7 protein-coding genes are annotated in these 12,140 nt (G+C 65.2%); 6 read left to right on the forward strand and 1 reads right to left on the reverse strand.

Features of this window, described 5'->3' with window-relative positions; genetic code table 11:
* The first annotated feature begins 486 nt into the window (after positions 1-486).
* From ACI2KK_RS26040 to ACI2KK_RS26065, 6 genes are all read left to right on the forward strand, one after another.
* The gene (locus ACI2KK_RS26040) at positions 487-1,818 is read left to right on the forward strand and encodes an MFS transporter (RefSeq protein WP_404671220.1); all 1,332 of its coding nucleotides are present in this window, start codon (positions 487-489) and stop codon (positions 1,816-1,818) included.
* Positions 1,819-2,354: 536 nt separating this feature from the next.
* A complete protein-coding gene (locus tag ACI2KK_RS26045) occupies positions 2,355-2,897 on the forward strand; it encodes a phage tail protein (protein ID WP_404671221.1) in 543 nt (180 codons plus the stop codon).
* A 29-nt stretch (positions 2,898-2,926) separates the two neighbouring features.
* Positions 2,927-3,487 (forward strand): phage tail protein, encoded by a 561-nt coding sequence (locus ACI2KK_RS26050; RefSeq protein ID WP_404671222.1) that lies wholly within the window; start codon positions 2,927-2,929, stop codon positions 3,485-3,487.
* 34 nt (positions 3,488-3,521) lie between these two features.
* Complete coding sequence (locus tag ACI2KK_RS26055; RefSeq protein WP_404671223.1) at positions 3,522-4,079, forward strand: phage tail protein; 558 nt, start codon at positions 3,522-3,524, stop codon at positions 4,077-4,079.
* Positions 4,049-4,618: a GNAT family N-acetyltransferase gene (locus ACI2KK_RS26060; protein ID WP_404671224.1), complete on the forward strand. Its 570-nt coding sequence runs from the start codon at positions 4,049-4,051 to the stop codon at positions 4,616-4,618. The genes ACI2KK_RS26055 and ACI2KK_RS26060 overlap by 31 nt, the downstream gene beginning before the upstream one ends.
* 94 nt (positions 4,619-4,712) lie before the next feature.
* A complete protein-coding gene (locus ACI2KK_RS26065) occupies positions 4,713-9,395 on the forward strand; it encodes an autotransporter domain-containing protein (protein WP_404671225.1) in 4,683 nt (1,560 codons plus the stop codon).
* Positions 9,396-9,721: 326 nt separating this feature from the next.
* Here the strand turns inward: ACI2KK_RS26065 and katG are convergent, their stop codons facing one another.
* A complete protein-coding gene (gene katG / locus ACI2KK_RS26070) occupies positions 9,722-11,947 on the reverse strand; it encodes a catalase/peroxidase HPI (RefSeq protein ID WP_404671226.1) in 2,226 nt (741 codons plus the stop codon).
* Positions 11,948-12,140: the final 193 nt, after the last annotated feature.

Genomic DNA, 12,140 nt, shown 5'->3' on the forward strand with positions numbered 1-12,140 from the left:
CATGGATGCCGGTCGAGCGCCGATCGGGCCAGGGACGGCCCGTCGGCGCGTACCCCCGGAGCAAGCCCGGAGTGAGGGAACCCCGGAGCGCAGCGTAGGGGCCGGATGATGGGAGCGAGCGGCTTTGCTTACTTTGGCCAAGACCAAAGTAAGCCGCCGTAAGGGCGGAAAGGTGAATAAGCGTCACTACAAATAATGAATGCGCATACAACTATCAAAACAAACAGCAACCAAACCCACTCAATTCAATTCAATTCAATTCAATTCAATTCAATTCAAAATTAAAGTCTCACACCAAGAAATCAAAGCCCTCGGACATATAGCCGCCGCCCCCAGAAAACCCACACCCCGGTGCAAACAGATATCCCAACGTCGCCCCCAACGAAGCACACCCCGCCCCCACCCGCTCTACTGGCCCAACAACAACAAAAACAACAGCGCACACCGCTCAAGCCCAAGCTGCCAGACCACCGGAGAGCACACCCTATGTCCACCCCCCATGAGGTCCCACCCGCCACCCTGCGCCGCGTCATCGCCGCCTCCGCCATCGGCAACTTCGTCGAGTGGTTCGACTTTGCGGTTTACGGCTTCCTCGCCACCCTGATCGCCAGCCAGTTCTTCACCGGCGAAAGCGCAAGCGTCGCCCTGCTCAAGACCTTCGCCGTGTTCGCCGTGGCCTTCGCGCTACGCCCGCTCGGCGGCATCGTGTTCGGCGCCCTCGGCGACCGGCTCGGGCGCAAACGCATCCTCTCGCTGACCATCCTGCTGATGGCCGGCTCCACCACCCTGATCGGCCTGCTGCCAACCTACGCCAGCATCGGCGTACTGGCCCCGGTGCTGCTCACCCTGGCCCGCTGCCTGCAAGGCTTTTCTGCCGGCGGCGAGTACGCCGGCGCCTGCGCCTACCTGATGGAACACGCGCCACAAAACAAACGCGCGTTCTACGGCAGCTTCGTGCCCGTATCGACCTTCTCGGCATTCGCCTGCGCGGCGGTGATCGCCTATGGCCTGGAAGCCAGCCTCAGCGCCGAGGCCATGAACGCCTGGGGCTGGCGCATCCCGTTCCTGGTCGCCGCGCCGCTGGGGCTGGTGGGGCTGTACCTGCGCTGGCGCATGGAAGAAACCCCGGCGTTTCGCCAGGCCATCGCCGAAGGCAAGCAGCACGCCCACTCACCGCTGGCCGACACCCTGCGCCACCATGGCCGCACCATCCGCAACCTCGGCGCGTTCATTTCGCTGACGGCGCTGTCGTTCTACATGTTCACCACCTACTTCGCCACCTACCTGCAGACCGTCGGCCAGCTGAGCCGCGCCCAGGCGCTGCTGGTGTCCACCGTGGCGCTGCTGTTCGCCGCCGCCGGCTGCCCGCTGGCCGGTGCGTTCAGTGACCGCGTGGGCCGCAGGCGGACCATCGGCTTTACCTGCATCTGGGTGATGCTGGCGGTCTTTCCGGCCTACTGGCTGGCCAGTTCCGGCTCGCTCAGCGGCGCCCTGCTGGGGGTGGTCCTGCTGGCCATCGGCGCACTGCTGAGCGGGGTGGTCACCGCCGCGCTGCTGTCGGAGTGCTTCCCGACCCGCAGCCGCTATACCGCCTCGGCGATTACCTACAACGTCGCCTACACCCTGTTCGGCGGCACCGCGCCGCTGGTGGCCACCTGGCTGATCGAGCAGAGCGGCAGCCGCCTGGCACCGGCGTTCTACCTGGTGGTGATCGCGCTGCTGGCCTTGATCGGCGGCCTGGCGCTGCCAGAAACCTCGCGGGTGTCGCTGCATGACGAGCCCGTCACAGATGCCGAAGGCCAAGCAGAATCGGCCTGAACCGTACAACAAACAACACCGAAGCCCTCATCGCCGGCTTGCCGACGATGAGGGCTACTACAGGCTGGCGTTCAATCAAAACATTACGCGCACCCACAGTTCGCGACAAAACAATGACTTGCCGAGACATTGAACTGTCAGTAACTCGTTTAATGACAAAAATAATTACGCCAACAATTTTTTGCGCACAATTAAAAATTATTGACGTCAAATTCAAGACGCCCATCAGCGGTCGTACACTCGTTTGAACATTAAGTTCAAAATTTTCTTTGCAGATGATGGCAATTGCCCATCATCTCGCGCTAGGATTCAATCTCCCCTGTAATGCCATGGCTTTTCCAGGCCTGCACCGGCATTTCCCCTGAGCCCACGGAAGGATCGCTCACACCGCCCAAGCACCAGAATGCCCGGTCGATTTCAATCGAACCCGGCATGAAAGCACCACAACTTTCAGGTTAGTTCTTTTATTCGATCACCTTCGTCATGAAGGGGTGTCGTTTCGGTGTCTGCAGTTTCAAACCACGGAGTGCGCAGTTATGGATGGTTTTGTAGGTGAGATCCGCCTGTTTACGATGAGTTGGGTACCCAGGAACTGGTTGCCTTGTAATGGCCAGACCCTGGCCATCAGCCAGAACCAGGTGCTGTTCTCCTTGATTGGCAACATTTACGGCGGTGACGGTCGCAACACGTTCAACCTGCCCGACCTGCGCGGGCGTGTCGCCATTGGCACCGTAGTGCCCACTGCGCCAACCAGCGCCCACCCGCTGGGAGAGTATGAGGGTGGCGAGACTTCGGCCATTCCGGCATCCATCGTGCCGCTGCACAACCACACCTTGCGTGTCAGTTCGGCCACTAGCGGCAACGCCGGCCCGGCCAATAATTTCCCGGGTGCCAGCCTGCTGCAGGCCACCGGTAACAACGCTGGCAATGTCTATGTCACTGCCAGCGCCACAGGCCGCACGCCGATCAACGCCAATACGGTCATCCCCGGCAACGGCGTGCCAGCGCCCAACGTGCAGCCATCGGTAGTGTTGAACTACTGCATCTGCACCAATGGCCTCTACCCCAGCCGCGGATAACTGAAAACAAGCCTGATGAGGGGCATGAAATGTCTGAACCATATGTTGGGGAAATCCGCCTGTTCGCCGGTAACTACGCCCCGGTCAACTGGCTTGCCTGCGATGGCAGCATCCTGAAGATCACCGATTACCAGGCACTGTACTCCCTGATTGGCACCACCTACGGCGGCGATGGCCGCGACACCTTCATGCTGCCCGACCTGCGTGGGCGCGTGGTGGTCGGCCAAGGCAACGGTACGGGCCTCACGCCGCGCACGCTGGGCCAGGCTTTTGGCACCGAGACGGTAACGCTGGCCGCTGAAAACACGCCGCCCCACCAGCACCCCTTCAGCGTCAATGCCGCGCCCGCCACCAGCATCACGCCAGCCGACAGCAGCAACACCAACACCCGCAGCTTCGGCATTTTCACCCCTGTGAACCAGATGCGCGGGCTGTACAACAAGGCCACGGCCACCACCAACCTGGTCACGCTGAACCCTGCGGCGGTCACCACCTACAACCACACACCAACGCCTCACAACAACGTGATGGCCTCGAGCGTCATCAACTACATCATCTGTGTGAACGGGTATTACCCGACCCAATCCTGAGGCTCAGCCTTACTTCACTACCAGGAGGTGCAACATGGACCCGTTCCTCGGCGAAATCAGGCTGTTCCCCTACAACTTCGTTCCACGCGGCTGGGCATTGTGCGACGGCTCGTTACTCCCCCTGCGAGGCTTCACCAGCTTGTTCTCGCTGCTAGGCGTGCAATACGGCGGTGACGCCGTGAATACCTTTGGCGTGCCCAACCTGAACGGCCGAGTGGCCATGCACAAGGGCACCGGCACTGGCCTGACGCCACGCACTCAGGGCCAGTTGATAGGGGCCGACACCGTCACCCTCGACTCCAGCCACCTGGCCTCGCACAGCCATCTGATCGCACTCAACAACGGCCTTGATGGCGCTACCTCAGTGGATGCACCTGATAACAATGTCTACCTGAGCCAACCACGCTCGGTGCTGCTGTATAACGCCACGCCCGCGCCCGAGGGCTACACCCTGACCAACGAAACCATCGGCAACGGCGGCAACACCAACCCGACGGCTGCGCCACGGGACAACATGCAGCCGTACCTGACGCTCGTTTACGCCATCGCCACGGAAGGAATATGGCCGCCAAAACCGGACCCAGCGCCCTGATCGGCTGGCTCAACGCCAGCCAGACACACCGCGTCATCCCCGACCTGCGCCCGCAGGTCGGGGATGACGCGGCGTTTCTACGCGAACTGTTCGTCAGCCGTCGCTGGCAGGAAACCCTGGCCGCTCCTGGGTGGAGCGACCAGCAGCGGCTGGCCTTTCTGCACAGCCAGGCCGACCTGCAACAACAGCACTACGCCCGGCACTACGCTGATGCCGCTTTCATGATCATCGAACAGCGTGGCCAGCCGATCGGCCGGTTGTGCGTGCTGTGTGCAGAGCAAGAGGTGCGCCTGGTGGATGTGGCCCTGCTGCCAGCCTATCAGCAGCAAGGGTTTGGCAGTGCCTTGCTCGACGCCGTGCTGGCGCTGGCCGACAGCACCGGCAAGCCATGCACACTGAGCGTCGAACCCTTCAGCCCGGCACGCCGCCTGTATGAGCGCGCCGGCTTCGAGGCCCTGGCCTTGCAAGGCCCTTACCTGCAGATGTGCAGGGCCTCCCGGCAACCCCAGGTTACAGGCGGGCTTACCATGGACGACTGACCCCGGGCACCCACCCAGGCACGGCCGGCACCTTCGCCGGCCCATGACATTTCCAGCAGCCCGACACCGCCCCTGGTGCCCGGCAGGACGCCACATGATGACTTCACGAATATTCGACATTCACCGTTTTGCCAGGCTGCTGGCCATGTTCTGGCTGGCCTTGCTGGCACAGGCATTCGCCGCCCAGGCACAGGCCGCCCCCACCATCTCGCCAGCCTCCGGTACCCACCTGGGGTCGTATCCGGCGGGCGTGGCGTTGAACATTGTACTCACTGCGTCTGGTGGCACCCCGCCCTACACCGACTGGTACCAATGCGACAACAACGTTGATCCGCCCACACGCATATGCATGCCAGACGGCCTGCGCATCGAGTTCACCGCAGGCACTGGCACCGCCACCATCACTGGTACTCCGACCACGGTCGGCCTGGCCCAGCAGTTCACCGTATCGGCGTGGGACAGCGTCTGGGACATGGCCGGGACCGCCACCTATACCATCGACATCACCGGCGGGCCGACCCTTAACAGCCTCGCGCCCAGCAGTGGCAGCACTGCGGGCGGCACCAGCGTGGCACTCATCGGCAGCGGCTTCACCGGCGCCACCAAGGTTACCTTCGACGGCACCGACGCCAGCTTCAGCGTGAACAGCGACACCACCATCACCGCCACCGCCCCGGCCCACGCTGCGGGGGCGGTCAATGTGGTGGTCACCACCCCTGATGGCTCGTCGGCCGCCCAGACCTTCACCTATGTGGCGCCAACGCCGACCTTGAGCAGTGTCAGCCCCAGCAGCGGCACCACCGCAGGCGGCACCAGCGTGACCCTGACCGGCACCAACCTCACCGGCGCCACTGCGGTCACCATTGGCGGCACGGCCGCCACCGGCATTACCGTGGTCAACGCCACCACCATTACCGCCACCACCCCGGCCCATGCCGCCGGTACGGTCAGCGTGACGGTCACCACCCCGGGCGGCACGGCCACCCTGACCAACGCCTACACCTATGCGACGCCCACGCCGACCTTGAGCAGCGTCAGCCCCAACAGCGGCACCACCGTCGGCGGCACCAGCGTGACCCTGACCGGTACCAACTTCAGCGGCGCCACCGGTGTTACCTTCGGCGGCCTTTCCGCCACCAGTATCGTCGTGGTCAACGCCAACATCATTACCGCCATCACCCCGGCCAATGCCGCAGGTGCGGTCAACGTGGTGGTCACCACCCCGGGCGGCACCGCCACCCTGACCAACGGCTACACCTACGTGACCCCCACGCCGACCCTGACTGGCGCCAGCCCCAACAGCGGCAGCACCGCCGGCAGCACCAGCGTGACCCTCACCGGCAGCAACCTGATCGGCACCACGGGCGTCACCTTCGGCGGCACCGCCGCCACTGGCGTAACCGTCAACAGCAACACCTCGGTCACCGTGGTCACCCCGGCCCATGCTGCCGGCCTGGTGGATGTCGTACTCAGCACCCCGGGCGGCACCTCCACCCTGGTCACCGGCTACACCTATATCGCCCCCTCGCCGCCCGTGGCCAACGCGGTCAGCGTCACGCTGGCGGCCAACACCAGCGCCAACCCCATCACCCTGAACATCAGCGGCGGTACCGCCACCAGCGTGGCCGTGGCCAGCGGGCCAAGCCAGGGCACCACCAACGTTTCCGCTACCAGCATCACCTACACCCCCAACGCCGGCTACTCCGGTGGCGACAGCTTCACCTACACCGCCACCGGCCCAGGCGGCACTTCGGCGCCCGCGACGGTCACCATCACCGTCAACGCGCCGGCCCTGATCATCAGCCCGACCACCCTGCCCAACGCCACGGCCAGCAATGCCTACAGCCAGACCTTGAGCACTGCCAACGGTGCTACGCCTTACAGCTACGTGGTGACTTCCGGCGCCGTGCCGCCCGGCCTGAGCCTGGCCAGCGGCGGCGTGCTGAGCGGCACCCCCAGCGCCGTCGGCACCTTCAATTTCACGGTCACCTCCACCGACGCCCACAACGCAACCGGCAGCCGGGCCTACAGCCTGACCGTGCAAGCTGCGACCATCGCTATCACCCCTACCACCCTCGGCACGCTCAACGCAGGTACGGCTTACAGCCAAACCCTGAGCGCCACCGGCGGCAACGGCAGCTACACCTGGTCGAGCGCCGGCTCGCTGCCGCCCGGCATTACCGTCAGCAGTGGCGGCGTGGTCAGCGGTACGCCGACCAGCAGCGGCAACTACAGCTTCACCGTTACCGCCACCGACAGCCTCGGCTCAACCGGCTCGCAGGGTTACGCCGTGACGGTCAACGACCAGGCACCCGTCGCCAACAACTCGACCCTGACCGTGCAAGGCGGCAGCAACAACAACCCGGTCGCCCTGAACCTCACCGGTGGCTCGGTGAGCCAGGTGAGCATCGTCTCCAATGCCAGCAACGGCACCGCCACCGCTACTGGTACTACCATTCTGTTCACCCCGGCCGCGGGCTTTGCCGGCCCCGACAGCTTCACCTACAACGCCACCGGCCCAGGCGGTACGTCCAATACCGCCACCGTCAGCGTGACGGTCACCGCGCCGACCATCAGCATCACCCCGGCAACCCTGACCAACGCGCAACAGAACTCCGCCTACTCGCAGACCCTGACCGCCAGCGGCAGCAGCGGCTCGTATGCCTTCAGCGTAGTGGCAGGCAGCCTGCCGGCGGGCATGAACCTGTCGGCGGTGGGCTTGCTCAGCGGCACGCCCACCGCTGCCGGCAACAGCAACTTCACCGTGCGCGCCATGAGCAGCGGCGGCTTCTTCGGCGACCAGGCCTACACCCTCGTGGTCACCAGCCAGGCGCCAGTGGCCGGCCCGCTGAACCTCAGCGTGACAGCCAACAGTTCGGCCAACCCGGTCACGCTCAACCTCAGCGGTGGCGCCGCCACCAGCGTCAGCGTGAGCAGCGCCCCGACCCACGGCACCACCTCGGTGAGCGGTACCAGCATCAGCTACACCCCCACCGCTGGCTACTCCGGCCCGGACAGCTTCAGCTACATCGCCACCGGCGCCGGCGGTAGCTCGTCACCGGCAACCGTGAGCGTCACCGTGCAGGCGCCCACCCTGGCGATCACCCCGGCCACCGCGAACCTGCCTGCAGCCACCCAGAACGCCGCCTACAGCCAGAGCCTGAGCACCAGCGGCGGTACCGCGCCGTACAGCTTCAGCGTGACCAGCGGCGCACTGCCGGCCGGGCTGACCCTGGACGCCGGCGGCAGCCTCAGCGGCACGCCGACGGCGGTGGTCACCAGCAACTTCACGGTCACCGTCACCGACGCCAACGGCGCCACCGGCAGCCGCGCCTACAGCCTGGAAGTAGCAGCCCAGAGCGTGGTGGTGCCGCCAAGCAGCGAAGCCGTGGAGCCGGGCCAGACCGCCACGGTCGACCTGACCCGCGGCGCCACCGGCGGCCCGTTCACCAGCGCCACCCTGCTGTCGGTGAGCCCGCCTTCGGCCGGCACCGCGCGCATGACCGGCCCGTTCACCATGCGCTTCGCCCCGGCTGCGGGCTTCAGCGGCAGCGCGGTGGTGAGCTTCCGTCTGCTGGCCGCCAGCGGCATTTCGGCAGCCAGCTTCGTCACCTTCGCCGTGCAAGCACGCCCCGACCCGACCAAGGACGCCGAAGTGATCGGCCTGCTCAACGCCCAGTCGCGGGCCGCCGAGCGCTTTGCCAGCACCCAGATGGACAACTTCAACCGCCGCCTGGAGCAGCTGCACCGCCCCACCTGTGACCGCAACTCGTTCAACGCCAGCGTGCGCCACGGCCGCGATGACGTGAGCCTGGGCAGCCTGGGCAAGGCCCTGCGCGACGAGCTCGAAGGCAACGGCAAGGGCAGCGACGAAGACGACGACGAAAAACGCCGCCAGGAGCGTGACAGCTCCCGTGCCAGCACCGGCGAATGCCGCGAAGAGGCCCTGGCGTTCTGGACCGACGGCTTCGTCAACACCGGTTCCAACCGCGCCCGCGGTGCCAAGGACAACAGCTTCACCACCTATGGTTTGAGCGCCGGCATGGACTATCGCCTGTCGCCACGGGCCGTGGTGGGTGTGGGCTTTGGCTACGGCAACGACCGCGCCGACATTGGCGAGCACGACACCCGTAACGAGGGCGACGCCCTGGGCCTGGCGGCCTACCTGAGCGTCAACCCGCTGTCGGAGGTGTATATCGATGCGCTGCTCGGCTACAACCGCATCAGCTTCGATTCGAGCCGCTATGTCACTGCCGACCCGTCCAACGGCTATGCCCATGGCTCGCGCGATGCCGACCAGCTGTTCGCCTCGCTGACCGCCAGCTACGAGTACCGCCGGGGGCCGCTGTCGCTGGCCCCGTATGCGCGGATCAACAGCAGCTACACCAAGCTCGATGCCTTCAGCGAGCGCGGCGGCGGTGCCTATGCCCTGACCTACGAGGAGCAGACCCTGCGCTACTTCACCTCGTTCGTGGGGGTACGTTCGGGCTACGACATCGACACCCGCTTTGGCGTGCTGACACCGCGTGTGGGCCTGGCCTGGGGCCACAACTTCAGCCGCAACCAGGACTACCGCATGCGCTACGCCGACCAGGGTAGCGACAGCGTGCTGTACCGGTTGTCGCCCGACCCGATGGACACCAACTTCATGGACCTGGACACCGGGCTGGATCTGACCCTGGGCCGCAGCTGGCGCCTGGGCTTCTCGTACAAGACTGCGCTGGGTACCAATGAGCGCAACGAGATGTTCCGTATCGGGCTGGATGGCAAGTTCTGACCTGCCCTCACCTGCAATGAAGAAGGCCACCGAAAGGTGGCCTTTTTTTGTGTCGCCTATGCGGGCCTCATCGCGGGCAAGCCCGCTCCTACAGGTACGCCGCATAGGCTCGAACCGGCGCTGTACCTGTGGGAGCGGGCTTGCCTGCGATGGGCCGCAAAGCGGCCCCAATGGTTCAACTGGCTGGCATTGACCGCGAAACAGCCTTTTTTGTATCGCCTATGCGGGCCTCATCGCGGGCAAGCCCGCTCCTACAGGTACGCCGCCAGATTGAAACGTGGCACGTTTGTGTGGGAGCGGGCTTGCCCGCGATGGGGCCGCCAGCCTTAGTGCAGATCGAAGCGGTCGAGCTCCATTACCTTCACCCACGCCGCCACGAAGTCCTTGACGAACTTCTCCTTGGCGTCACTGCTGCCGTACACCTCGCTCAATGCGCGCAGTTGGGCATGGGAGCCAAACACCAGGTCGACGCGGCTAGCGGTCCATTTCACCTGGCCGGTCTTGCGATCACGGCCTTCGAAGGCTTCGTTGTCACCCGAGGTCGGCTTCCACTCCACGCCCATGTCCAGCAGGTTGCGGAAGAAGTCGTTGCTCAGCACCCCGACTTTGTCGGTGAACACGCCCTGCTGGTTACCACCATGGTTGGCCCCCAGCACCCGCAGGCCGCCCACCAGCACAGTCAGTTCCGGCGCGGTCAGGGTCAACAGCTGGGCCTTGTCCAGCAACAGCTTCTCGGCCTTGACGCTGTAGCGTGCCTTGCTGAAGTTGCGCAGGCCATCGGCCAGCGGCTCCAGCACGGCGAACGACTCGACGTCGGTCTGCTCTTGCGAGGCATCCACCCGGCCCGGGTGGAACGGCACGCTGATGCTGTGCCCGGCATCCTTGGCGGCTTTTTCCACCGCTGCGCTACCGGCCAGCACGATCAGGTCGGCCAGGGAGATCTTGTTGCCACCCTCGCTGCGGATTTTCTCCAGTGCCGCCAGCACCTTGTCGACGCCCTCGTTGGCCTTCCAGCCCTTTTGCGGCTCCAGGCGCAGGCGACCACCGTTGGCTCCGCCACGCTTGTCCGAACCACGGAAGGTCGAGGCAGACGCCCAGGCGGTCGCCACCAGCTCACCGACGCTCAAGCCCGAAGCCAGCACCTTGGCCTTCAGCGCGGCGATATCCGCCTCGCCCGGCAGCGGGCCGGCCTTGGGCAGCGGGTCTTGCCACAGCAGCTCTTCGTTGGGCATTTCCGGGCCCAGGTAACGGGCCAGCGGGCCCATGTCGCGGTGGATCAGCTTGTACCAGGCGCGGGCGAAGGCATCGGCCAGCTGGTCCGGGTTGTCCTTGAAGCGCTTGGCAATGGGGCCGTAGATCGGGTCGAAGCGTAGCGCCAGGTCGGAGGTGAGCATCGAGGGCGCGTGTTTTTTGCCCGCATCGTGCGCATCCGGCACGGTGCCTGCGCCCTTGCCGTCCTTCGGCCGCCACTGGTGGGCACCGGCCGGGCTCTTGGTCAGTTCCCACTCGAAGTTGAACAGGTTGTTCAGGTACTCGTTGCTCCATTTGGTCGGCGTCGAGGTCCAGGTCACTTCCAGGCCGCTGGTGATGGTGTCGCCGCCCTTGCCGGTGCCAAACTTGTTGGCCCAGCCCAGGCCCTGCAGCTCAAGGCCCGCAGCTTCTGGCTCAGGCCCCACGTTATCGGCAGGGCCGGCGCCGTGGGTCTTGCCGAAGGCATGGCCGCCGGCGATCAGCGCCACGGTTTCTTCATCGTTCATGGCCATGCGGCCGAAGGTCTCGCGGATATCCTTGCCCGAGGCGACCGGGTCGGGGTTGCCTTCCGGGCCTTCCGGGTTCACGTAGATCAGGCCCATCTGCACGGCGGCCAGGGGGTTTTCCAGGTTGCGCTCCAGGTTGCGGCTTTGCTCCTCGCCATGCTTGGCAGGCTCCGCCACCAGGTCGCCCTTGCCCGGCGGCTGGGCCTTGCCATAACGCGTGTCACCACCCAGCCAGACCTTCTCCGAGCCCCAGTACACGTCTTCGTCCGGCTCCCACACATCGGCGCGCCCGCCAGAGAAACCAAAGGTCTTGAAGCCCATGGACTCCAGGGCGACGTTGCCGGTGAGCACGATCAGGTCGGCCCAGGAGATCTTGTTGCCGTACTTCTGCTTGATCGGCCACAGCAGGCGCCGGGCCTTGTCCAGGCTGACGTTGTCGGGCCAGCTGTTGAGCGGGGCAAAGCGTTGCTGGCCGGAACCGGCGCCGCCGCGTCCATCACCGATGCGGTAGGTGCCGGCGCTGTGCCAGGCCATGCGCACGAACAGCGGGCCGTAGTGGCCGAAGTCCGCCGGCCACCAGTCCTGGGAGTCGGTCATCAGCGCGGTGAGGTCGTGTTTGAGGGCCTGAAAATCCAGGCTCTTGAACGCCTTGGCGTAGTCGAACTCAGGGTCTGGGCTGGACTTGGCCGAATGCTGGTGGAGGATGCGCAGGTTGAGCTGGTCAGGCCACCAGTCACGGTTGCTGGTGCCGCCACCGGCGGTCTGGTGGAACGGGCATTTCGATTCGTTCGACATCTGCTTGTACCTTTTGTGTCGGGCTGCTCATCAGGTGTCGTCGGTCTAGGCCGACATCGGGCTTGCCAAGGTCTCAGGGCGGCGCCGGCAGGGTCTTGCACCCTGGTGCTCAGGCACGGCCGCAGGGGCATTTCACGGGGCCACGGGAAAGACTAGCCGAGCTTGGCCAGAGGTCTAATAGAGCCGCTATTGA

This window comes from Pseudomonas sp. NPDC089406, assembly GCF_044900265.1.
Lineage (GTDB): Bacteria > Pseudomonadota > Gammaproteobacteria > Pseudomonadales > Pseudomonadaceae > Aquipseudomonas > Aquipseudomonas fakonensis.